The organism is Streptomyces sp. TLI_146, from assembly GCF_002846415.1.
Classification (GTDB): domain Bacteria; phylum Actinomycetota; class Actinomycetes; order Streptomycetales; family Streptomycetaceae; genus Streptomyces.
In genome coordinates this window covers 4,617,714-4,639,397 of sequence record NZ_PJMX01000001.1, presented here as the reverse complement: position 1 = coordinate 4,639,397, position 21,684 = coordinate 4,617,714, and the positions used below count along the sequence as shown (strand labels likewise).

At 71.9% G+C, this 21,684-nt stretch carries 21 protein-coding genes; 14 read left to right on the top strand and 7 right to left on the bottom strand.

Annotated elements, in window-relative coordinates:
- The first annotated feature begins 25 nt into the window (after positions 1–25).
- The 5 genes from BX283_RS20810 (at position 26) to trpS (ending at position 5,951) form a co-directional block, all read left to right on the top strand.
- The gene (locus tag BX283_RS20810; protein ID WP_101389071.1) at positions 26–1,072 is read left to right on the top strand and encodes an endonuclease/exonuclease/phosphatase family protein; all 1,047 of its coding nucleotides are present in this window, start codon (positions 26–28) and stop codon (positions 1,070–1,072) included.
- A 103-nt stretch (positions 1,073–1,175) separates the two neighbouring features.
- Positions 1,176–2,105 (top strand): NADP-dependent oxidoreductase, encoded by a 930-nt coding sequence (locus BX283_RS20805; RefSeq protein WP_101389070.1) that lies wholly within the window; start codon positions 1,176–1,178, stop codon positions 2,103–2,105.
- A 278-nt stretch (positions 2,106–2,383) separates the two neighbouring features.
- Positions 2,384–4,354 (top strand): FUSC family protein, encoded by a 1,971-nt coding sequence (locus BX283_RS20800; RefSeq protein ID WP_101389069.1) that lies wholly within the window; start codon positions 2,384–2,386, stop codon positions 4,352–4,354.
- A gap of 276 nt (positions 4,355–4,630) precedes the next feature.
- Positions 4,631–4,762: a DUF6126 family protein gene (locus BX283_RS41645; protein WP_257583316.1), complete on the top strand. Its 132-nt coding sequence runs from the start codon at positions 4,631–4,633 to the stop codon at positions 4,760–4,762.
- 202 nt (positions 4,763–4,964) lie between these two features.
- Positions 4,965–5,951, top strand: coding sequence for a tryptophan--tRNA ligase (trpS, locus tag BX283_RS20795; RefSeq protein WP_101389068.1), 987 nt, complete (start codon positions 4,965–4,967; stop codon positions 5,949–5,951).
- Here trpS and BX283_RS20790 read toward each other — a convergent pair.
- On the bottom strand, positions 5,948–6,331 hold the full coding sequence (locus tag BX283_RS20790; RefSeq protein ID WP_101389067.1) for an ATP-binding protein: 384 nt from the start codon (positions 6,329–6,331) through the stop codon (positions 5,948–5,950). The two genes, trpS and BX283_RS20790, sit on opposite strands and share 4 nt — an antisense overlap.
- Positions 6,332–6,466: 135 nt before the next feature.
- Here BX283_RS20790 and BX283_RS20785 point away from each other — a divergent pair, with 135 nt between their 5' ends.
- The 4 genes from BX283_RS20785 (at position 6,467) to BX283_RS20770 (ending at position 10,673) form a co-directional block, all read left to right on the top strand.
- Positions 6,467–7,321, top strand: coding sequence for a helix-turn-helix transcriptional regulator (locus BX283_RS20785; RefSeq protein WP_101389066.1), 855 nt, complete (start codon positions 6,467–6,469; stop codon positions 7,319–7,321).
- Positions 7,281–7,541, top strand: a complete 261-nt coding sequence (locus BX283_RS20780; RefSeq protein ID WP_101389065.1) for a DUF397 domain-containing protein — start codon at positions 7,281–7,283, stop codon at positions 7,539–7,541. The genes BX283_RS20785 and BX283_RS20780 overlap by 41 nt, the downstream gene beginning before the upstream one ends.
- 53 nt (positions 7,542–7,594) lie before the next feature.
- A complete protein-coding gene (locus BX283_RS20775; protein WP_101389064.1) occupies positions 7,595–8,803 on the top strand; it encodes a CdaR family transcriptional regulator in 1,209 nt (402 codons plus the stop codon).
- Between the two features lie 472 nt (positions 8,804–9,275).
- Positions 9,276–10,673 carry a DHA2 family efflux MFS transporter permease subunit gene (locus BX283_RS20770; RefSeq protein ID WP_373979606.1) on the top strand — a complete coding sequence of 466 codons (1,398 nt, stop codon included), beginning with the start codon at positions 9,276–9,278 and terminating at the stop codon, positions 10,671–10,673.
- A gap of 201 nt (positions 10,674–10,874) precedes the next feature.
- On the opposite strand, the gene BX283_RS20765 is transcribed toward BX283_RS20770, so the two are convergent.
- The 4 genes from BX283_RS20765 to BX283_RS20750 form a co-directional block, all read right to left on the bottom strand.
- Complete coding sequence (locus tag BX283_RS20765) at positions 10,875–11,501, bottom strand: hypothetical protein (RefSeq protein ID WP_257583312.1); 627 nt, start codon at positions 11,499–11,501, stop codon at positions 10,875–10,877.
- A complete protein-coding gene (locus BX283_RS20760; protein ID WP_101389062.1) occupies positions 11,498–12,760 on the bottom strand; it encodes an MAB_1171c family putative transporter in 1,263 nt (420 codons plus the stop codon). The genes BX283_RS20765 and BX283_RS20760 overlap by 4 nt, the downstream gene beginning before the upstream one ends.
- Positions 12,761–12,829: 69 nt before the next feature.
- A complete protein-coding gene (locus BX283_RS20755) occupies positions 12,830–13,381 on the bottom strand; it encodes a toxin (RefSeq protein WP_101389061.1) in 552 nt (183 codons plus the stop codon).
- A gap of 129 nt (positions 13,382–13,510) precedes the next feature.
- Positions 13,511–13,927, bottom strand: coding sequence for a hypothetical protein (locus BX283_RS20750; protein WP_101389060.1), 417 nt, complete (start codon positions 13,925–13,927; stop codon positions 13,511–13,513).
- A gap of 403 nt (positions 13,928–14,330) precedes the next feature.
- Here BX283_RS20750 and BX283_RS20745 point away from each other — a divergent pair, with 403 nt between their 5' ends.
- From BX283_RS20745 to BX283_RS20730, 4 genes are all read left to right on the top strand, one after another.
- Positions 14,331–14,801, top strand: a complete 471-nt coding sequence (locus BX283_RS20745) for a MazG nucleotide pyrophosphohydrolase domain-containing protein (protein WP_101389059.1) — start codon at positions 14,331–14,333, stop codon at positions 14,799–14,801.
- Between the two features lie 54 nt (positions 14,802–14,855).
- Positions 14,856–16,229, top strand: a complete 1,374-nt coding sequence (locus BX283_RS20740; RefSeq protein WP_101389058.1) for a deoxyribodipyrimidine photo-lyase — start codon at positions 14,856–14,858, stop codon at positions 16,227–16,229.
- 182 nt (positions 16,230–16,411) lie between these two features.
- Positions 16,412–17,515: an acyltransferase gene (locus BX283_RS20735; RefSeq protein WP_101389057.1), complete on the top strand. Its 1,104-nt coding sequence runs from the start codon at positions 16,412–16,414 to the stop codon at positions 17,513–17,515.
- A gap of 281 nt (positions 17,516–17,796) precedes the next feature.
- Positions 17,797–19,884, top strand: a complete 2,088-nt coding sequence (locus BX283_RS20730) for a PIG-L family deacetylase (RefSeq protein ID WP_101389056.1) — start codon at positions 17,797–17,799, stop codon at positions 19,882–19,884.
- 43 nt (positions 19,885–19,927) lie between these two features.
- Here the strand turns inward: BX283_RS20730 and BX283_RS20725 are convergent, their stop codons facing one another.
- Both BX283_RS20725 and BX283_RS20720 read right to left on the bottom strand, forming a co-directional pair.
- Positions 19,928–20,251, bottom strand: coding sequence for a multidrug efflux SMR transporter (locus tag BX283_RS20725; protein WP_101389055.1), 324 nt, complete (start codon positions 20,249–20,251; stop codon positions 19,928–19,930).
- Positions 20,252–20,253: 2 nt separating this feature from the next.
- Positions 20,254–20,934, bottom strand: a complete 681-nt coding sequence (locus BX283_RS20720; protein WP_101389054.1) for an FMN-dependent NADH-azoreductase — start codon at positions 20,932–20,934, stop codon at positions 20,254–20,256.
- Positions 20,935–21,064: 130 nt separating this feature from the next.
- Between BX283_RS20720 and BX283_RS20715 the strand changes: the two genes are divergently transcribed.
- A complete protein-coding gene (locus tag BX283_RS20715) occupies positions 21,065–21,679 on the top strand; it encodes a TetR/AcrR family transcriptional regulator (RefSeq protein ID WP_218976525.1) in 615 nt (204 codons plus the stop codon).
- Positions 21,680–21,684 lie beyond the last annotated feature (5 nt).

The following is a 21,684-nucleotide window of genomic DNA, read 5'->3' as shown; positions in this document are numbered from 1 at the left end:
CCGAACCGCCGACCGGGAGGGCCCTTTGGACGCCAACGCCAACGCCGACGCCCTCAACGCCGCACCGCCCGGCCCCGCCACGGACACGGCGGCGGGGCCGCCCGGGGAGCGGGGACACCCGTGGCGGCGGGCCGCCGCGGTCCTGGGCGGGCTCGTGCTCGCCGGGGTCAGCGCGGTCGTCGGGTGCCGGGCCGCGGACGTCGACGGGGTCACGCCCGTGCCGCAGCTGCTCGCCTTCCTGCCGTGGCTGCTGGTGCCCGGCGGCGCGGCGCTCGTCCTGTCCGCGTTCGGGCGGTGGCGGCTCGGGATGGCGTGGGCGCTCGCCGTGCTCGCCGTGACCGGCTGGTACACCCAGCCGTACGGCGCCGAGATCACCCGCCCGCACGGCAGCCCCCTCGGCCAGCTGCGCGTCCTCACCTCCAACACCGAATTCGGCTGGGCGACGGACGACTTGATCGCGGCGATCGGCCGCGAGAAGCCGGACTTCGTGTTCGTCGAGGAGTGCGCGTTCGGCTGCGCGGACGCGCTGGAGCAGCGTGTGGCGAAGGCGGACTACCCGTACCGGAACGTCGTCCGCGAGGACGGCTCGGCCGGGTCCGCGATCCTCAGCAAGTACCCGCTGACGGCCGCCCCCACGATCCCCTCCGCGATGGCCATGCCGGGCGCGGTGGCGCGGGTCGCGGGCCGGGACGTACGGCTCCAGCTCGCCCATCCCGAGCCCCCGCTGCCGGGCCGGGAGGGCGCGTGGCGGCGGGAGCTGGGGCGGGTGCGGGACTTCGCGGCGTCGGCGAAGGGGGAGGCGGTGATCGTCGCCGGGGACTTCAACGCGACCCAGGACCACGCCGCGTTCCGCTCGGTCCTCAAGGCGGGCGCACTGCACGACAGTGCCCGGCTCGCGGACAAGTCGCGTACGTACTCCTGGCCCGCCGACCGCACCACGCCCTTCCGTACCCAGATCGACCATGTGCTCGTCAGCGGCGACGACTTCACGGTCAGGTCGGTGCGGTTCCTGACCCTGCGCGACACCGACCACCGGGCGCTGGCCGTCGACCTCGAACTGTTCGAGGGGTAGGCCGGACGGCCGGTGACCCGGGGTGCGGGTGGCGCGTTCCTGGGTGAGGATCGGACCGTCCGGGAGCCCGGGGCAGGGGGGCCGAGCAGGAGGTCGTACGCGTATGCGCGCTGTCGCGGTCCAGGCCTTCGGGGCCACACCGGAGGTCGTCCACGTCCCCAAGCCGACGCCCGGACCCGGCGAGGTCCTGGTGAAGATCGAGTACGCCGCCCTCAACCCCTTCGACTGGCAGGTCGCCGACGGCCTCCTCGACGGCCGGGCCCCGCATGTCTTCCCGCTGGTCCTGGGCCTGGACTTCGCCGGGCGCGTGGACGTGGTCGGGCCGGGCGAGAACCGGTTCGTGGTGGGCGACGCGGTGTACGGGCAGGCGGGACGGCCACCGGTGGGGACCGGCACGTACGCGGAGTACGTGACCGTGCCGCAGGACTCGACGATCGCCGGGGTGCCGGACGGGCTCGCGCTGCGGGCGGCCGCGGCGCTGCCCACGGCCGGGATGACCGCGCTCCAGATCCTGCGCACCGGCGTGGCCCTCGAACCGGGCGACTCGTTGCTCCTGGTGGGCGCGGCGGGCGGGGTCGGCAGCGCGCTGACCCAACTGGCGGCGGCACGGGACCTGCGGGTCGTGGCGGTGGTGCGGGGCGACGAGCGGGAGCGGATGCGGGCGCTGGGCGCGGTGTACGCGATCGACGCCACGGAGGAGTCGGTACGGGAGGCGTGCGCGCGGGCGGTGCCGGGCGGAGTGGACGCGGTGATCGACCTGGTGTCGGCCGACACCGAGTCCTTCGACGCGTACGCCTCGCTGATGCGGCCGGGCGGCGCGGCGCTGAGCACCCGTGGCGCGGCCCCGCCCGGCAAGGGCGTGAACTTCCGGCTCACGGCGACGGGCGCGCTGCTCGACGCGCTGGCCGCGGCGGCGCTGGCGGGCGAGGTGCATCTGCCGGTGGACGCGGAGTACCCGCTGGAGAAGGTCCCGGAGGCGCTGGAGCGGAACCGGGCGGGCGGGGCGCGGGGGAAGACGCTGTTCGTGCCGTAGGGCGTGGGTGCGGTGGGAATCTTTGTCCACAGGGTGTGGATAAAGATTCCGAAGGTCGAACACTCACCTGCGGGCCGGTGGAGGGCTGGCCGCGCAGTTCCCCGCGCCCCTAAAGGACTGTGGCTGAGCTGGGATCTCCGGCTGCGGCCGACTACCTAGGGGCGCGGGGAACTGCGCGACCAGCCACGCACCCACCCGCAGACAAAGACCGGGCAAGATCCATCGTCTCGCAAGACCCACCCAAAAGGTCTCATTCACCGTGATCGCATACTGATCCCATGGGTGCACAGCTCGACGTGGACAAGGGCCCGGGCGACCGGGGACGGGTGCGGCTGGCGCCGCCGCAGTGGCTGGTCAGCGGGCTGCGCCCGCAGAGCACACCGATCGTGTGGCCCGCGGTCGCCCGCGCCGGCGTCGCCCTCGCGGCCCCGCTCGCCGTGGGCTTCGCCACCGACCAGCCGACGTACGGCGCGCTCGTGTCGATGGGCGCCCTGTCCGGGGTCATCGGCGACACGGCCGACGCGTACCGCATGCGGGTCTTCAACATCGCCGTACCGCAGCTGTTCGGCGCGATCGGCGTCACGCTCGGCACCCTGGTGTACGGGGACGGCTGGCTCGCCGTCATCGCCCTCACCCTGGTGGCGCTGGTCTCCGGGATGATCTCGTCCATCGGCGCGGTGGCCTCGGTCTCCGGGCTGCTGCTCCTGCTGAACGCGGTGGTCGGGGCGGGCCTTCCGATGCCGTCGCCGTGGTGGAAGGCGCCGCTGCTGCTCACCCTCGGCGGCCTGTTCGTCCTCCTTCTCACCCTGCTCGGCTGGCCGCTGCGCAACCGGGTCCCGGAGCGGGCGGCCGTCGCCGCGACCTACCGTTCCGTGGCCGAGCTGCTCGAAGCGGCGGGCACACCGGCGTACGACGCCAGACGGCAGGCGGTCACGCAGTCGCTCAACACGGCGTACGACCTGGTGCTCGCGCGCCGCACCCGCGACCACGGACGACGCAGCCCGCTGGTGCGGCTGCTCGCCCAGCTGAACGTGGTGATCCCGCTGGTGGAGGCGGCCCCGGCCGCGCACCTGCGAGGACGGCCGCTGCCCGCCGAGATCCCTGCCGCCGTACGGGAGTTGGCGACGGCGGTCGAACAGGCGCGGACGGGTCCGGTGCCCGACCTGGCGCTTCCCGAGCCCGCCAAGCCGTCCGAGCGGGCGGTGGACGCGGCGCTGCGGCACGCGGCGGTGGTGGTGCACAAGCCGGACCCCGACCCGTACAACGTCGACGACCGGCTCGGGCGCCCGGCGGCGCTGCGGATCCGGCTGCGGCGGGGCGCGCGCAACGTGCTGTTCTCGCAGGCGTCCTGGCGGTACGGGCTGCGGCTCGCGCTCTGCATCGGGCTGGCCCAGGCGCTGGTGTCGCTGGTGGCGGTGCCGCGCTCGTACTGGGTGGCGCTGACCGTCACGTTCGTCCTGAAGCCGGACTTCGGGTCGGTGTTCTCGCGGGCGGTGCTGCGGGCGCTCGGCACGGCGGTGGGGCTGGTGACGGCGGCGGCGGTGCTCGCGGAGGTGCCGCGCGGGTGGTGGGACGTGCCGGTGATGGTGGTGCTGGCGGCCCTCATCCCGGCGTTCTCGGCGAAGGGGTACGCCTTCCAGACGGCCGCGATCACCCCGGTGATCCTGCTCCTGTCGGACGTCCTGAACCACCAGGGCTTCGCCCTGGTCCTGCCGCGCCTGTGGGACAGCCTGATCGGCTGCGGGATCTCCCTGGTGGCGGGCTATCTGCTGTGGCCGGAGAGCTGGCACACGCGGATCGGGGACCGGCTGGCGGATGCGGTGGGGGAGGCGGCGGGGTACGTGGAGTGCGCGTTCGCTTCCGCGGGGCCGGACCAGGTGGAACGGGTGCGTCGGCGCCGCCGCATCTACCGGGACCTGTCGGTGGTCCGCTCCGAGTTCCAGCGGGCGCTGACCGAGCCGCCGCCGACGGGGGCGCGGGCGGCGGCGTGGTGGCCGCTGGTGGTGGCGGTGGAGCGGATCGTGGACGCGACGACGGCGGCGCGGGTGCGGGTGAATCACGGGGCGGTGGCGCCGGGGCCTGCTGAAGTGGCGGAGGTCGCGCGCGAGCTGCGGGCCCTGGCGGACGGGCTCCGTGCCTCCTCCACGCTGGTGGAGGTCCGTGCGTCTCTGACGGGCCCGGAGGACAGCGTCCTGGCCCCCCTCCGCCAGGAGGTCCGCGCGGCCCGCTCGATCGCATCCCCGCGCTAGCCCACCCGCCCGCTTCGCGGAATGCGTCACCTTTCGTCTGCGGCCCGGTGGTGGGCTGGTCGCGCAGTTCCCCGCGCCCCTTAGATGCGCCCCTGCGGGACGCCCAGGGGGATGCCGCGGAGCGGCATTTCTAGGGGCGCGGGGAACTGCGCGAGCAACCGGCCACCGGCCCGCAGACGAACACCGGGCCAAAAAGGGGCGCGGGGAACTGCGCGAGCAACCCACCACCGGCCCGCAGACGAACACCGGGCAGGATCACCCCGTACCCTGGACCCCATGGCCGAGGACACCGAGAAGCGCAAGGAACGCGGCATAGCCCTCCGCGCCGGGTTCTACATCTTCGGCACACACCTCTTCGCCGGTTTCGTCTGGCTCCTCTTCTACGTCGGCGACCACGCCCACAAGTAGCCGCCCGCCCCGCTACACTGCCCCCATGTCTTCCATGCAGTGTCTGTGCTGGTGGCCCTCCTCCTAGGAGCGGCCACCCCACCTGCATGACCAAAGGGCCGTTCGACACGGACGGCCCTTTCGCATACCCGGATCCCTCTGGATCGGATCGGGCCGGACCGGTCGCCCCCGGCCCCGCCACCCACCCAGAGAGGCCCACCCCATGCCCAGCGCAGCGCCCCGCATCCTGACCGGCGACCGCCCCACCGGCCCCCTCCACCTCGGCCACTACTTCGGCACGCTCCACAACCGCGTACGCCTCCAGAACGAAGGCGCCGAAGTGATCCTCGTCGTCGCGGACTACCAGGTGATCACCGACCGCGACCTCGCCGACGACCTCGTCGGGCACACCCTCGGCCTGGTCCTCGACTACCTCGCCGCCGGCATCGACCCCACCCGTACGACGATCTTCAACCACAGCGCCGTCCCCGCCCTCAACCAGCTCCTGCTCCCCTTCCTCAGCCTCGTCTCCGTCGCCGAGCTCGGCCGCAACCCCACCGTCAAGGACGAGATCGCGCACTCGCGCCAGTCGGCGGTGAGCGGGCTGATGTACACGTATCCGGCCCACCAGGCCGCCGACATCCTGTTCTGCAAACCGGACCTGGTCCCGGTCGGCCAGGACCAGGCCCCGCACCTCGAAGTCACCCGTACGATCGCCCGCCGCTTCAACGACCGTTACGGGCACGTCTTCCCCGAGCCCGAGATCCTGCTCTCCGACACCCCGCTCCTCCCCGGCACCGACGGCACGAAGATGAGCAAGTCGCGCGGCAACGCGGTCCCCCTCGGCGCCACCCCCGACGAGACGGCCGCCGTCATCCGCCGCGCCACCACCGACGCCGACCGCCACATCGCCTACGACCCCGAGAACCGCCCCCACGTCGCCAACCTGCTCCGGCTCGCCGCCCTCTGCCAGGGCCGCGACCCGCACGAGATCGCCGCCGAGATCGGCGACGGCGGCGCCGCCGCGCTGAAGCGGCAGACCACCGACGCCGTGAACACCTTCCTCGCCCCCATGCGGACCCGCCGCGCGGAGTACGCGCAGGACCTCACGTACGTACGCGAGGTCCTGCGCGAGGGGAACAAGCGCGCCAACGCCCTCGCCGAGGCCACCCTCGACGAAGTGCGCGCCGCCATGGGCGGGTTCCGCTAGGGGGTGCGGACGGCGGCGGGCACGTCGCACTCGAACCACACCGTCTTCCCGCCCCACGCGTGCGGCAGCACCCCCCACCGGTCCGTCACCGCCGCCACGATCAGCAACCCCCGCCCCGACTCGGCGAGTTCGTCGGTACGGGCGGGGGCGTGCGGCAGCTCGGCGCAGTCGTCCGTCAGCTCGACGCGCACTCCGGACGGCCTGGCCAGTATCAGGACATGGCAGTGGCGGCCGGGCACATGGCGTACGACGTTGGCCGTCAGCTCGGTCAGTGCGAGTGTGGCCGCGTCGGCGACGGCGGTCATCGACCAGTTGACCAGATACCAGCGCAGAATGCGGCGCAGATGCCGGGCCGAATGGTCGCCCACGGTGATGTTCATGCCGTAGCGACCCCCAACTTGCGCCTCGGAAGGGTGAGTTGCGTGATTCACGCCACCAGAGTGCGGCGATCTGGTTACGGTCGGTAGGGGCAGAAAAATCTGTCCACCGCGTGTGGTTGGGGGTGACCCGTCATCATGGTCAACATCCGAGACCTCGATCCCAGCGCCTCGCCGCTGGACTATTACGGTTCCGAGCTGCGCCGCAAGCGCGAATCAGCCGGAATGACACAGGAGCAGCTCGGAAACTGCATCTTCTGCGCCGCGTCGCTGATCGGCCAGATCGAAACGGCGCGCAAGGTCCCGACCCGGGACATCTCCGAACGCCTGGACGCGGCGCTCCTCACGGAGGGGTTCTTCGGGCGGCTGGTCGGGCTGGTCCTGCGCAGCCAGCTGCCGTCGTGGTTCCAGCAGTACGCGGAGATGGAGGCGCGGGCGGCGTATATCTCGTCGTTCCAGGCTCAGCTCGTGTACGGGTTGCTCCAGACAGAGGACTACGCGCGTGCCGTACTGGGAGTCCGTCCGGACGGCAACGTCGACGGGCTCGTCGAGGCCCGCATGGAACGCCAGCGAATCCTTGAGCGCGAGGTGGCTCCGCTGGTCTGGGTGGTGATGACCGAGGCCGTGCTGCACCAGGAGATCGGCAGCCCGGAGATCATGCGTAAGCAGCTTCAGCACCTGTTGCACGTTCAGCAGAAGCGGGAGTGGGTGAGGGTTCAGATCCTCCCCTTCGCGGCGGGTGCGCACGCGGGTCTGGCGGGTGGCGAGTTCACCATGTTGCGCTTCGACGACGACCCGGATCTCGTCTACACCGAAGACTTCGTCTCGGGTCACATGACGGCCAACCCGCAAGCTATCAGGGAGGGTTCACTCCGTTACGATCATTTGCAGGCCACTGCCCTCTCTGTGGAGGACTCGGCCGCACTGATCGCCCGCGTAATGGAGGAGCGTTATGGGGACCAACGAGTACCTGGCAAGCGCCCGCTGGCGTAAGTCGTCGTACAGCGGTGACACGGGCGGCGACTGCGTCGAGTGTGCTCCCCTCGGCGCGGCCGCCTGGCAGAAGTCGTCGTACAGCTCAGACACCGGCGGCAACTGCGTCGAAATCGCCGCCCAACCCCACCGCATCGCCGTCCGCGACTCAAAGAACCCGGACGGCGGGGCCTTCATCGTCGGCCCCGCCGCCTTCAGCGCCTTCGTACGCAGCCTCTGACGGCCTCCGCCAGGCCATTGACCGGTGAGTAACAACCACCCATACTCGCCCCCATGGCCGGGCCCTGGGCTGCTCTGCCGAGTTCTCTCGCCGCCGAGCTGCGAAAGGAACAGCGCTCCACGGCGGCCGAGGTGATCCGGCAGATACGACTGCACGTACCGGAATTCTCCAGACCGCTGGACGGAAAATTCGGATACGGAATACAGCGCGGCGTGGAAACCGCGCTGGCCGAATTCGCGGACCTGGTGGAGGGCGGCGCGGCACCGGACGGTGACCGGCGCGAGGACCGGTGGCGGGTCTACTGGGTGCTGGGGCGCGGCGAGTTCGCGGAGGGCCGCAGTCTCGACGCGCTCCAGGCCGCGTACCGGCTCGGGGCGCGCGTCGCCTGGCGGCGGTACGCGCGGGCGGCGCGGCGGGCCGGGATGGGCGCCGACCAGGTGGTGCTGCTCGCGGAGGCGGTGTTCGCGCACATCGACGAGATCTCGGCCGTCTCGGTGCGCGGCTACGCCGAGGCGCAGGCCGACAAGGCGGGTGCGCTGGGGCGGCGGCGCCACCATCTGCTGGGGCGGATCGTGTCCGGCGCGGCGCCGTCCGCACTCGAACAGGCCGCGGTGGCGGCGGGCTGGACGCTGCCGGAGACTGTGGCGTGCGTCGCGCTCGGACCGCCCGCCGAGCGCGACCGCACGCACCGCCGACTGCCCCCGGCGGTCCTCGCCGATCTGGACGGCCCCGATCCGTATCTGCTGGTCCCGGACCCGGCGACGGCCTTCGGGGACCTGGCGTTCACGGGGGCGCTCGATGTGCGCGGGGCGGTCGTCGGGCCGACCGTGCCGCTCGCCATGGCGGCGGACTCGCTGCGCTGGGCGCGTACGCTGCTCGCCCGCCTCGTACGGCCCGCCGGGATCGTCCGCTGCGAGGAGCACCTGCCCGATCTGCTGCTCCTCGGGGACCAGCCGCTGGTGAGGCTGTTCACCGAGCGGCGCCTGCGCCCCCTGGACGACCTCACCCCGAAGCAGGCGACCCGGCTCGCCACCACGCTCCTGGTGTGGTTGCGGTCCCATCGGGGCAGTGCGCCCGAGGTGGCGGACCAGCTGGCGCTGCACCCGCAGACCGTACGCCAGCGGCTGCGCCGGATCGAGGAGCTCTTCGGGTCCGCGCTCGACGACCCGGACGCCCGCTTCGAGCTCGAAGTGGCCTTACGTTTCCGGTTGTTGGGTTCGCCGGGCGGCGCGCTGCCGCCCCGGCGGCCCGGGATGCTGTAACAGCCTCTGTCTGCGGCTGAGTGGTGGGCTGGTCGCGCAGTTCCCCGCGCCCCTAAATGCGCCCCTTCGGGCCGCCCCGGGGATTGCCGCGGAGCGGCACCTAAGGGGCGCGGGGAACTGCGCGACCAGCCACCCACACACCCGCAGACAAAGGCCGGGCGCGTCCCACATGTCACTCGCGTGGCGGAACGCCGAACCTCCCCTTAGCGTGAGGAAGGGCCGCGTATCCCCTCGTAAGGAGACGTATGCCATGGGTCGCCATACCAAGGACGCCGTCGAAGAGGGCAGGTCGGAACGGATAGCCGCCGCTTCGGCAGGTCCGTCGGCACCGGAGGAGAGTGCCGACGGTCTGCCACTGCGCGGCGGGGGCGCGGCCACGGCGGCCGCCGCCGCTGCCGGGCGCGTCGGGCATCAGGGCGCCGCCCATGAACACCGCTGGCTGGTCCTCGCGGTCATCGGCGTCGCCCAGCTGATGGTGGTGCTGGACGCCACCATCGTGAACATCGCCCTGCCCTCCGCGCAGAGCGATCTCGGCTTCAGCGACGGCAACCGCCAGTGGATCGTCACCGCGTACGCCCTGGCCTTCGGCTCGTTGCTGCTGCTCGGCGGGCGCGTCGCGGACCTGGTGGGCCGCAAGGCCGTCTTCCTGACCGGACTGATCGGCTTCGCCGTGGCCTCCGCGATCGGCGGCGCGGCGCCCAGCTTCTCCGTCCTGGTCATCGCCCGCGCCCTCCAGGGCGTCTTCGGCGCGCTGCTCGCACCGGCCGCGCTGTCCCTGCTCACCACGACGTTCACCGACCCGAGGGAACGCGCCAAGGCCTTCGGGATCTACGGCGCCATCGCGGGCACCGGCGGTGCGGTGGGCCTGCTGCTCGGCGGACTGCTCACCGAGTACCTCAACTGGCGCTGGTGCCTGTACGTGAACCTCATCTTCGCGGCGATCGCCTTCCTCGGCGCCCTGCGCCTGCTCCACCCGGGAGCCCCGGCCGACCGCCCGAAACTGGACATCCCCGGTACGGTGCTGGTCTCGGCGGGTCTGTTCTGCATCGTGTACGGCTTCTCCAACGCCGAGAAGCACTCCTGGAGTTCGGTCCAGACGTGGGGGTTCCTGGCGGCGGGCGGGGTGCTGCTGGTCGCGTTCGTCCTGTGGCAACTGCGCGCCACGCATCCGCTTCTGCCGCTACGGGTGGTGCTCGACCGGGACCGGGGAGCCTCCTTCCTCGCCATGTTCATCTCTGGTGCCGGGATGTTCGGGGTGTTCCTGTTCCTCACGTACTACCTGCAACAGGTCCTTCGCTACTCGCCCGTGAAGACCGGGCTCGCCTTCATCCCCATGGTCGTGATCATGATCGCGTCCTCGGTGATCGCCCAGAACAACGTCGTGCCCAAGGTCGGCGCGAAGCCGATCGTGCCGCTGGGCATGGGGCTGGGCGCGGCCGGGCTGGTGTGGATGACCGCCCTGGACGTCGACAGCACGTACGCCGCGCATGTCCTGCCGCCGCTGCTGGTGCTGGGGGCGGGGATGGGGCTGATCTTCGCCCCGGCGATGAATCTGGCCACGGCGGGGGTCGCGGCGCATGACGCGGGTGTCGCGTCGGCGATGGTGAACACCAGCCAGCAGGTGGGGGGTTCGGTGGGTACGTCGCTGCTGAACACGCTCGCCACGAGCGCGGCGACCAGCTACCTGGTGGGCAAGCAGCCGACGCCTTCGGTGCTGGCCGAGGCCCAGTTGCACAGTTACGCCACGGCGTACTGGTGGTCTGCGGGGTTCTTCGCGCTGGGGCTGCTGGTGACGGTCATCCTGTACCGCAAGGGTCCACCGCATCCGCATCCGACGGAGGGCGGGGATGCGGGCCCGATCCACATGTGACGGCTGTGACGGCCCGGGGTTTGTCTGCGGGCCGGTGGGTGGCTGGTCGCGCAGTTCCCCGCGCCCCTAGGTAGTCCGCCGCAGCCGGAAAGCCAAGCTCAGCCACGAGCATTTAGGGGCGCGGGGAACTGCGCGACCAGCCCGCCACCGGGGCGCAGATGACGAACAAGCCACCGCGCAGCGGGCCGTGCGTCGTCGAGGTCAGACGAACAGGAACGCCGACGCCGTCGCCGCCCCAAGCGCCGCCCCCGCCACCGTCTGCCCCACCGTGTGGTATCTCAGCGCCACCCGCGACCAGCAGACCGCCACGGTCAGGGCATACAGCAGCAGCCACCCCGGCTCACGCTGGACCGCCGCCAGCAGCGCGACCACCGCCGAGGCGACCGACGCGTCCACCGAGATCTTCCACACCGTGTTCACCGCGAGCAGCCCCACCGTCATCACCCACAGCCCCAGCATCGCCGCGAGAATCCCGACGGGCGCGTCCCCGAGGACCATGACCAGCGAACCCGTGCCGATCGAGCCGAGGATGACGAAGAAGATCGGCGCCCGCTTCGTACGGTCGACCACATGACGGTCGCCCCAGGTGCCCCGCCCCCGCTCCCACTCGATGTACCCGGCCGGGATCAGCCCCGCGCACAGCGCGCCGAGGAAACCCCACAGGAGACCGGTCCAGTCGCCCGCCGCCGCGAGTCCGATGCCGAGCATGCCGACGAGGAGGCAGTTGCGGGGCTGGAGGACGTTGGTGACGGCGAGGGCGACGGGACGCCGGGCGGGGTCGTCGAGCCCGGCGGTGCGGCTGTCGAGGGTGGGGGTCGTGCCGGTCACGCGGTGGCCTCCTGAGCTCCGGCCCGCGTCGACGCAAGCACCTGGCGGGCCCGGTCGTGCGGAATCGTCTTGTACGCGGACGCCACCCGTACCAGCCAGGCGACCTCGCCGTCCTGGTCCGTGGCGTGCTGCGGCTCGATCACGGCGGCCCGCCCCGCGGCGGCGCCTTCGGCCTTCGCGGCGAGCGCGGCCTTGATCCAGTGCGCGTCGGCGAGCGGACCCGCCGCCTCGGACCCGCCGGCCTCGGCCCCGGCCGCCCGCTTGGCCGCGTCCAGCAGCTCGTCCGGCACGTAATGCCGAAGCTTCTCCACCGCGTCCGCGATGTCCGCGGCCCACCGGTCGATCCGCAGGTCGGCCGGGGCATCGAAGCGCGTCAGCTCGCGCAGCAGCGGCGCCGGCGGCTCGAACGGCTGGTCCGGGAAGGCCGTCATCAGCTCGTACCAGAGCGGGTGCAGCCGCGCCTGCGCCCGCCACAGCCGCACCCGGCGCCAGCCCTTGCTGAACGCGGGGATGGACGCGCCCAGCGCGAAGAACGCGAACAGCACGATCTGCGAGGCCTCGGTGATCTCGTCGAAGCGCAGCGCGAACGACTTGCTGGGCTGGTCGACCACACTCACCCACAGAAACAGCGTCCGGCTGAGCGTGTAGGCGACGCCGATGAACATGGCGAACGTCATCATGCCGAGCCCGAGGCGCAGATGCCGCACCCGCGCGTTCTGGGTGGCCAGCGCCCACTGGTAGGCGCAGACGGCCGAGGAGGCACCCAAGTACAGGTAGAACACGCTCATGTAGAGCGTCGCGCCCCACTGCCCGGCGTGGTCCGAGACGAACCGGTCGGAGGGTACGGAACGGTCGACGACCGTGAAGAACAGCACGGTCAGCAGGACCAGCGTGGCCACGGACGCCTTCGCGGCGACCCGCTGCACGGTCCGCGCGAACCGCACGTGCCGGGGGATCGCGCCCTCGTCCGGGAAGTGGCCGTAGATCGCCACGATGTAGCTGAGGATCGCCAGGATGGCGATGGTGGCGGTGTAGTGCTTGATGAGGACGGCGAGGTCGGTGACCTCACTGTCGTTCAGTGTGATCCGTACGACCTTGGTCTTGGTCCACAGGGCGACGGCGAACCCGGCGTAACAGCCCCACAGGGCGCGTCGGCGCTTGTCCTCCTCGTCGCCCCACAGGGCGGCGGGCATGCGCCACAGGGCGACGGCGGTCATCAGCGCGGCTATGAGATAGCCGGCGAGGTCGAGCGGAGTCATGGGGGGATTCCTCGGGGGCAGGAATGGTGGGACGGGGTGGGGACACGGCCTTGGGTGGAGGCCGCGGGGTCAGTCTCTGCGGAACGGGTTGAGGCCCCGGCGGCGGTGGGCGACCGGCCGGGAGAGCGAGTTGGCGAGCCGCCCGACCATGTCGTCGCTGGTCACGTCCATGGCCATACGGGGGATGAGGGAGGCCCCGAACTCGGCTACGCGCTCGTCGTGGGTGTCGTACTGGGCGCGTGCCTGCACGGTGGCGCCGGAGCTGACGACGCGCTGGATGAGCGAGGTGTCGAACATCGGCAGCAGGGCTTTCAGCTGGTCGGCGTCCAGACTCGTGCCGTGGTCGAACCACTCGTGGCACAGCTCGTGGAGGATGACGTGCTGGGTCTGGTAGTCGGTGGGGCGCCTGCGGTAGAGGACGAAGCTGGTGTTCCCGGCCTTGAGCCGGAGCCCGCAGGCGGCGTTGACCCGCGCCAGCCGGTCGGGCAGCTCCCGCAGCACGATGGTGCGGCCGCGGGCCGCCTCCATGTTCGCGACCAGGCCCTCGACGCTGAACGGGGCGGGGATCGGCAGGTCCGCCAGCCCGGCCTCGCACTCTCTCCGCAGCTCGCGCATGGACATGGAAGCCTCTGGGTCCCTCGGGGCGTAGTCACGCGTGCGTGCGTATGGACATGCGATCGATCGGCGCATCTTAACGAACGTGGGTGAATACGGGGGGGTGCGGCGGGACGGGACTCCGACTCGGCGGGCCTACGACTCGGAGCCGCTGTCCTTCTTCTCTTCGAGAAGGGACAGGGCGAACTGGAGGAGCTCGGCGGAGAGGCCGTCGTCGTCGAGCCCGCGCCCCGCGAGGCCGCTGATCTCGCCCGTACGCCGCTTGGCGAGGAACTGGAGTCCGGCCACGACGTCGTCGACGACCTCGGACTCCTCCTTGAAGAACCGCCAGTCGACACCGAAGCCGAGCCCGAGCGCCTTGAGGATGTCCTCGGAGGGGTGGGTGACCTTGCCCGCGAGGATGTTGGAGAAGTAGCTGTGGGAGAGGTGCCCGCCGCGCTCCTTCACCAGGTCGGAGAACGCGCGCCCCGAGACGTTCTCGCCGGGAAAGGTCTTCTCGACCATGTAGGCGACCTTCTGCTGAAGCGTGGTCAGCTCAGGAGTGTCTTCCATCGGATCCCCACCCCGTCTGGTCAGAACTGGGCTTGCACAAATACTCTACGCCACTGTTAACTCGAAAAAACACGGGCAGGGGGCCACGAGGGGAGTCCCTTGCCCGTGTGAAGCTTCGCCCTGCCCGGAACCGGGCACGGGCGCCTTCGGCTGCGCCCGCACATAGATGTAGCCCTTCGCGACGGGGGATGCACGAAGGGCTACCCATACATTATGACACCGAGTCAGGCGCCAGGGACAGTCGCCCCGCCGATAGCGTATGCGTACGTGCGTACGCACCCGCCCACCTCCGGCGCCCCGTCGCGTGGATAGCAGATGCACAGCCGCCCGCTCGCGGTGACGTCGTAACGGGCGGACGAGGGAGGCGAGTTGAGCCTGACCCGCGAAAAGTAAGCTGGGGCGAATGAGCACCCCCACACAGGACCCCACACAGGACTCCGCCCAGGAGACGGCAGCGCGGCAGAGCGGACCGGCGTCCCCTGCCCGGCTGGTCCGGGAATTCCACACCACCTTCGGCCTGGACGCCCGGACGACTCCCACGGAGATCCCGCCGGACCTCGCAGCCCACCGCCGCGACCTCCTGGTGGAGGAGGCGGCCGAGGCGGCGGAGGCCGCGGTCGAGGGGACCCTGGACCACCTGGCCCACGAACTGGCCGACGTCGTGTACGTGGCGTACGGCACGGCCCTGGTCCACGGCATCGACCTCGATGCGGTCATCGCGGAGATCCACCGGGCCAACATGACCAAACTGGGCCCCGACGGCCGCCCGCTGCTGCGCGCCGACGGCAAGGTCCTCAAGGGGGAGAACTACCGCAAGCCGGATGTCTCGGCGGTGCTGCGGAAGCAGGGCTGGGAGGCCGGGGACACGGCCTGAGCCGACCGGCCGCGCGTCCCCGCGCCGGGCGCGGACCTCCCCGAGGATGGGCGGATGACCGTCTCCGTGGCGCTGTTCACCGCCGATCTGCGGCTGCACGACAACCCCGTGCTGCACGCCGCCGTGCGCGAGGCCGAGCGGGTCGTGCCGCTGTTCGTGTACGACGACGGGGTGCGCGCGGCGGGGTTCGACGCGCCCAACCGGCGGGCCTTCCTCGCGGACTGCCTGGCCGATCTGGACGCCGGGCTGCGGGCCCGCGGCGGACGCCTCGTGGTGCGCTCCGGCGACGTGGTGGAGCAGGTGCGCGCCGTGGTGGCCGAGACGGGCGCCGGCCGGGTGCACCTGGCGGGCGGGCCGAGCCGGTACGCCGTGCGGCGCGAGGCGGCGCTGCGGGAGGCGCTGGGCGGGCGCGCCCTGGTGGTGCACGACGCGGTGGTGACGGCGCTCGCCCCGGGCGCGGTGACCCCGGCGGGCACCGACCACTACGCCGTGTTCACCCCGTACTTCCGGCGCTGGAGCGAGACGGGCGTACGGGAGGTGGTGCCGGTGCCCCGCCGGGTGCCGGTCGCCGACGTCGGCTCGGAGCCGCTGCTGCCGCGCGCCGAGGTCACCGGGACCTCGCCGGGCCTGGCCGGGGGCGGCGAGACGGCGGGCCGCGAGCGGCTGCGGGCCTGGCTGAAGGACGGCCTCGCCGGGTACGGATCCGGCCGCGACGACCTCGCGGGCGACGCCACCTCCCGGCTCTCGCCGTTCCTCCACTTCGGCGCCCTGTCGGCGGCCGAACTCGTCCATCTCGCCCGGCGCGAGGGCTCCCCGGGCGCCGACGCGTTCGTACGGCAGCTGGCCTGGCGCGACTTCCACCACCAGGTCCTCGCGGCCCGCCCCGACGCGGCGAGCGCCGACTACCGCGACCGGGGCGACCGGTGGCGCGACGACGAGCGCGAGATCGCCGCCTGGCGGGCGGGCCGCACGGGCTATCCGCTGGTGGACGCGGCGATGCGGCAGCTCGCCCACGAGGGCTGGATGCACAACCGGGGCCGGATGCTGGCGGCGAGCTTCCTCACCAAGACGCTGTACGCGGACTGGCGGGTGGGCGCCCGCCACTTCCTCGACCTGCTGGTCGACGGGGACATCGCCAACAACCAGTTGAACTGGCAATGGGTGGCCGGAACAGGGAACGACACCCGTCCGAATCGCATCCTCAATCCTGTGAGCCAGGGAAAACGCCTCGACCCGCGCGGCAGGTACGTCCGCCGCTGGGTCCCGGAACTGGCGGGTGTGGCGGACCGGTTCGTCCATGAACCGTGGAAGCTCCCCGCCGCGGAACTGGCCGCCACCGGGTACCCCGGGCCGGTGGTGGAGCTGGCGGAGGGGCGGGAGCGGTTCGAGGGGGCGCGGCAAAGGCCGCTTCCGGGACAAAGGGATTAACGATCTTGGAAAGCAATTCCAAGATCAGGTAAAAGATCCCGCCGAGGAAACGTGCGACATCCCCAGAATGAGAATCTTGTGAGAATTCTGTGGATTGTCATATCATTCGCGAGCGCGCCGACGCTTCCCTGACCAGTGGGCCGTCCGGTTGCGGATTCACTGCACTCAGGGGGAACACCTTCATGCCCGACACGGCTCGCCATGCGCTCATACCCTCGCCTCGCACCGAGCCGAAAGCGCCTGCCGAAACCCCCCGTCGCGGGCGGCTGTACGCACTGGACGGGCTGCGGCTGCTCGCCGCGCTCACCGTGGTGCTCTACCACTACATGGCGCGCGGCGGCGGCTGGCACGGTGATGTGAAGGCGCTGTTCCCGACGGCGTTCCCGGTCGTCGCCTACGGCTGGCTCGGCGTCCAGCTTTTCTTCCTGATCAGCGGCTTCGTCATTTGTATGAGCTGCTGGGGCAAGAGCCTGAAGGACTTCTTCGTCTCCCGCGTGGTGCGGCTCTACCCGGCGTACTGGTTCGCGGTCATCGCGACCACGGTCACCGTCGCCGTGATCCACGGCGGCGCGAAGCCGCTGCCGCTGACCGACGTCGTGTCCAACATGACGATGCTCCAGGAGGCCTTCGGCGTCGAGCACGTGGACGGCGCCTACTGGACGCTCTTCGTCGAACTGCGCTTCTACCTGCTGTTCGCCGTGGTCGCCTGGTGGGGACTGACGTACCGCCGGGTCCTGCTCTTCTGCTGCGTCTGGGCCGCGGCCAGCGCCATGTACGCCAAGGCGCCGACGGACGACCCCATCCGGATGATGGTCATGCCGGACAACAGCTGGTACTTCATCGCGGGCATGGCCTTCTACCTGATGTACCGGTTCCGGCCGAACCTGATGCTGACCGGCGTGGTCCTGCTGTGCTTCTGCTCCTCGCTGCCGTTCGCGCACAGCACCTGGAAGAACACCAACCGGTACATGGGCCACACGGTCCCGTCCTGGCCGGTGGTCGTCATCATCGCCGCCTGCTTCGCGGTCATGGCGCTCGTCGCCACCGGCAAGCTGTCCGGGATCTCCTGGCGCTGGCTGCCGTACGCGGGCGCGCTGACCTATCCGCTGTACCTGCTGCACCAGGTCATCGGCCGCGAGCTGTTCAGCCTGCTGTCGCCGCGCGTACCGACGTATCCGCTGCTCGCCTCGGTGATCGCGGGCATGCTGGCCGCCGCCTGGCTGCTGCACCGCTACGTCGAACGGCCCCTGGCCAGAAGTCTCAAGCGGGGGCTCGCCCAGCTCTGAGAGACCCGCACCGAGGGACAGGGACCCGGTCCGCGACACCCGGCCCGGCAGACCCGTCCCCCCTCTGATCCGCCTCACCCTCCTTCCGCCGGGGACCCCCACGTCCCGGCGGAGCGCACGCCCCACGGCACGGGCCACCGCCCCGCCGTAGCGCCCGCGTGCGCCCGAACCGCCGAATAACAGCCCTCGCCCGGGAGCGTGCTCCCGCCGGGCGTGCTGCCCTCCTGTCCCTGAACCGACCGTCCCCACCGATCGGAGCGTTCAGAAAGGCCCGTCACACCATGCGTCTGTTCAACCGTTTCGCGACCGCCACCGCCCTGCCCCGGCAGCGCGGGACCGCCGGACCGGCCCCGCACCTGCAGATCTGCGCCCACACGGACGACGACCTGTACTTCATGACGCCCGACCTGCTCCAGTCGGTCGAGGCGGGGGTGCCCATCGTCAGCGTCTATCTGACGACCGGTGAGGCCGACGGCATCAACCTGGCCATGGACGACCCCGCCCGCAAGACCGCCGTACCCGACTTCGCGGGCTACACCGCCGCCCGCCAGCACGGCATCCGCGCCGCCTACGCCGCCATGGTGACCGGCGGCCGCCGCGCCCCGTGGAAGCGCGAGACCCTGAAGGTGCGCGACGGCGTCACCGCGGAGATCGCCACCCTGGGCGAGAACCGCGTCACCCTGATCTTCCTCAACCTGCGCACCGGGCACGGCGCCGACGGCTCCAGCATCATCGGCCTGTGGCGCGAGACCAGCGCGGACCTCGCCACCCTGCGCCCCACCGACAGCCCCATCCCCGCCAAGAGCGACGGCCGGCGGATGACCCGGTCCGCGGTGATCGACACCCTCGCCGACCTGCTGAAGCACTACGCGCCCTCGGTGGTCCGCATCATGAACCCGGACCCCGACCGCACCGCCATCGACCAGAAGACCGGCGAGGTCACCTACGCCGACAACCCGGACCACACGGCCACCGCGTTCTTCGCCCTGGCCGCCCTCGATGTCTACGAGCGCACCGCGCCCGAGCAGCCGCCCGCCGTCGAGAGCTACCTCGGCTACTGCAACAAGCTGCGCCCCAACAACCTCAGCGCCCAGCAGGCCGCCCGGAAGTTCTCGTACCTGAACGTCTACGGCGGCGAGGACGGCCACGACTGCGAGAAGGCCGCGGGCCTGTGCGGCGACCGGCCGCTGGGCAACCGCGCGTACAACCGCTTCTACGGCCAGAGCACCAGCTACCGCTGGCAGCCCAGCACCAGCTGGCTCCAGTTGCGCGCCGACGGCCGGCTCACCGCCTTCGGCGTGCGCGGCGGCCGGCCGGTGCGGTGGACCCAGGACCGGCCCGGCGGCGAGACCTGGTCGGGGCCGGAGCCGCTGGGCCAGTGGCCCGCCAACGACGGCCGGTGCCTGTCCCGGCTCGACGCGGTCCGCGACGCCAGCGGCCGCATCCACGTCATCGCGGTGCGCGCCCGGGTCGGCGCCGCCCCCGAACGCCAGCAGCGCGACCTGATGCACGTCGTACAGGACGCCGCCACCGGCGAGTTCGGCGCCTGGACCGACCTCCAGAGCCCGTACAGCGCGTCGGCCCAGCACGAGCCGCGCCGCCGCTCCCTGGGCATGCCGATCGTCGCGGTCACCGGCAACAGCGTCCGGGTCGTCCTGCGCAACTTCGGCGGCGGCCTCAGCACGCGGCTGCTGACCGAGGAGGGCTGGCAGCCGTGGGGCGACCTCCAGGGCGGCGCCCTGGAGGGGGCGGCGGCGGTCACCCTGAGCAAGGGCACGGTCGAGTTCTACGCCACCAGCCGCATGGTCGGCATGGGCATGCTGCGCTGGCACCAGACCACCCCCGGCGGCGCCTTCGAGCGCGACTACGGAACCCAGCTCGCGCGCCCCGCCGCCCCTGTGACCCTCGTCGAGCAGTCGGACGGCAGCCTGCTGATGTTCTCGCGCCAGCCCGGCACCGGCTGGGTCCTGGCCAACCGCCAGCGGGCGGCGGGCGGCACCTGGAACACCCAGCCCGAGATCGCCGACACCACGCCCGGCTTCGGCCCGCTCGCCCACGCCGTCCTGCCCACCGGCCAGGCCGCCCTGGTCCAGCGCAGCGACGACCACGGCCTGACCCTGTCGGTGCAGCCCCTGGACGGCAGCGCCCTGAGCCAGGAGTGGACCCCGCTGGGCGGCAGCCCTCTGCTGCACGCCCCGTCCGCGGCCCTGGACGCCCACGGCAGGCTCGTGATCGCCCACCTCGACGCCCAGGCACGCCTCAACACCCTGGCCCTGGACCCGTCCGACGGCTACCGCCCCGCCGGTACCCCGGTCTGGTCCGCGCACCCGGCCCCGGCCTCCCGCCTGGCGGAAACGACCCGGGTCTGACGCCGAAGGGGGCCGGGGCCGACGGTCCCGGGCCCCCGTCCGCTCACTGCTCCCCCGCACTCAGCCGCGCCACCATCAGACCCGCCACGATCAGGAGCAGAGCCGCGATCCGGCCGGGGCCGAGCGGCTCGTGTCGGATCGCCACGCCGAGCACGATCGCCCCCACCGTGCCGATGCCCGTGAAGATCGCGTACGAGATCCCCGGGGGCAGGTCCGCCATGGCGCGGGAGAGCAGGTAGACCGCGCCCATCATCAGGACGAGGCAGAGCACGGTCTGCGGGATCCTGGTGAATCCCTCGGTCGGGGCGATGCTCTGCGACCAGGCGACCTCGACGGCGCCCGCGAGCAGCAGCCAGATCCATGGCACGGTCACTCCCCCCTGCCGGTGCTTCCGATCGTGAAGTGGGCGAGTTTCCCGGCGAGTTCGCGTGCCGCCCCGGTGGCTTCGGCCGACGACTCGCGGTGCTGATCGAGGCGTGCGGCCAGCGCGGGGTCGACGCGCGCGTTGACCAGTTCGGCGCTGATGATCTCGGCGTCGTCGACGGCGTAGTGGCCCCGGAAGAAGTCCAGGAGGTAGCGGCCCTGGTGGTCGTACGGCTCGCGGGGCAGGCCGGGGCCGTAGGCGCCGCCGCGTGCGGAGGCGACCACGAACTTGCGCGGGGCCAGCACCATCTTGGGGAACGTGACCTGGTCGATCCACGCCTTGAGGGCGGCCGGGACCCCGAAGTTGTACATCGGCGCCCCGATCAGGACGACATCGGCGGCGACCAGTTCGGCGAGGAGCGGTTCGACGACCGCCCAGGCCGCGCGCTCCTCGTCGGTGCGGACGGCCTCGGTGTACCGGTCGATGTCGGTGATGCCCTCGCGCAGCAGTGTGTCGCAGATACGGGTCCACGCCTCCCCGATCGGCGGCACCGGCTCGGCGGCGAGGTCCCGGTACGTCACGGTGCCGCCGCCGGCCGCCCGCCACGCGGTCGCGAAGGTCGCCCCGAGCCGTCGGGAGAAGGAGTCACGGCGGGCGCTGGAGTCGAGGTGCAGGAGGTGCGGCATGGAGAACTCCCTTGGCAGGTACGGGTGTTGCAAGCCAAAACAGGGTAAGTGGACGCCGTGTCCACTTACCTCGCAACGGGACCGTACGCCTAAGTGGACAGCGTGTCCACTTGCCTTCTAGGGTGAGGGGGTGAGTGAACTTCCGCTGCTGCCCGGGACCGAGGCCGGGTCCGCGCCCCCCGAGCGGGCGGACGCGGCCCGCAACCGGGCCCGGATCCTCGCGGCCGCCGAGCGGCTCCTCGCCGAGCGCGACCCCGCCTCGGTGACCATGGAGGACATCGCGAAGGCCGCCGGAGTCGGCCGGGGGACGCTGTACCGGCGCTATCCCGACCGCGCGGCGATCGCCCGCGCCCTGCTCGACGAGCACGAGCGGGCCCTCCAGGAGAAGCTGCTGCGCGGCGCACCGCCGCTGGGCCCGGGCGAACCGGGCGGGCGGGCCGCGTCACCGGGGGAGCGGCTGGCCGCGTTCTACGCCGAGATGGTCGCCCTCTTGGAGGCCCACCTCCCCCTGGCCCTCGGTGCGGAGACCGGGGCGGCCCGCTATGGGACGGGGGCGTACGGCTTCTGGCGCGCGCACGTCGCCCACCTGGTGCGCGAGGCCGGGCTCGACGACCCGCAGACGCTCGCCGACCAGCTACTGGCCCCGCTGGCCCCCGAGTTGTTCCGCCACCAGCGCGAGCTGGGCCTCAGCGGGGAGCGCGTCGCGGCGGGGCTGGCGGTGTTGGCGCACCGCACCCTCGACTGATCCGT

Bases quoted from the DNA above. Each gene is read 5' to 3' on its own strand.
- BX283_RS20755 (WP_101389061.1), bottom strand. From the start codon at position 13,381: ATGTCCATGCGCGAGCTGCGGAGAGAGTGCGAGGCCGGGCTGGCGGAC.
- BX283_RS20760 (WP_101389062.1), bottom strand. From the start codon at position 12,760: ATGACTCCGCTCGACCTCGCCGGCTATCTCATAGCCGCGCTGATGACC.
- BX283_RS20770 (WP_373979606.1), top strand. From the start codon at position 9,276: ATGGTGGTGCTGGACGCCACCATCGTGAACATCGCCCTGCCCTCCGCG.
- BX283_RS20805 (WP_101389070.1), top strand. From the start codon at position 1,176: ATGCGCGCTGTCGCGGTCCAGGCCTTCGGGGCCACACCGGAGGTCGTC.
- BX283_RS20775 (WP_101389064.1), top strand. From the start codon at position 7,595: ATGGCCGGGCCCTGGGCTGCTCTGCCGAGTTCTCTCGCCGCCGAGCTG.
- BX283_RS20730 (WP_101389056.1), top strand. From the start codon at position 17,797: ATGCGTCTGTTCAACCGTTTCGCGACCGCCACCGCCCTGCCCCGGCAG.
- BX283_RS20800 (WP_101389069.1), top strand. From the start codon at position 2,384: ATGGGTGCACAGCTCGACGTGGACAAGGGCCCGGGCGACCGGGGACGG.
- BX283_RS20735 (WP_101389057.1), top strand. From the start codon at position 16,412: ATGCCCGACACGGCTCGCCATGCGCTCATACCCTCGCCTCGCACCGAG.
- BX283_RS20750 (WP_101389060.1), bottom strand. From the start codon at position 13,927: ATGGAAGACACTCCTGAGCTGACCACGCTTCAGCAGAAGGTCGCCTAC.
- BX283_RS20790 (WP_101389067.1), bottom strand. From the start codon at position 6,331: ATGAACATCACCGTGGGCGACCATTCGGCCCGGCATCTGCGCCGCATT.
- BX283_RS20740 (WP_101389058.1), top strand. From the start codon at position 14,856: ATGACCGTCTCCGTGGCGCTGTTCACCGCCGATCTGCGGCTGCACGAC.
- BX283_RS20780 (WP_101389065.1), top strand. From the start codon at position 7,281: ATGGGGACCAACGAGTACCTGGCAAGCGCCCGCTGGCGTAAGTCGTCG.
- BX283_RS41645 (WP_257583316.1), top strand. From the start codon at position 4,631: ATGGCCGAGGACACCGAGAAGCGCAAGGAACGCGGCATAGCCCTCCGC.
- trpS (WP_101389068.1), top strand. From the start codon at position 4,965: ATGCCCAGCGCAGCGCCCCGCATCCTGACCGGCGACCGCCCCACCGGC.
- BX283_RS20745 (WP_101389059.1), top strand. From the start codon at position 14,331: ATGAGCACCCCCACACAGGACCCCACACAGGACTCCGCCCAGGAGACG.
- BX283_RS20720 (WP_101389054.1), bottom strand. From the start codon at position 20,934: ATGCCGCACCTCCTGCACCTCGACTCCAGCGCCCGCCGTGACTCCTTC.
- BX283_RS20785 (WP_101389066.1), top strand. From the start codon at position 6,467: ATGGTCAACATCCGAGACCTCGATCCCAGCGCCTCGCCGCTGGACTAT.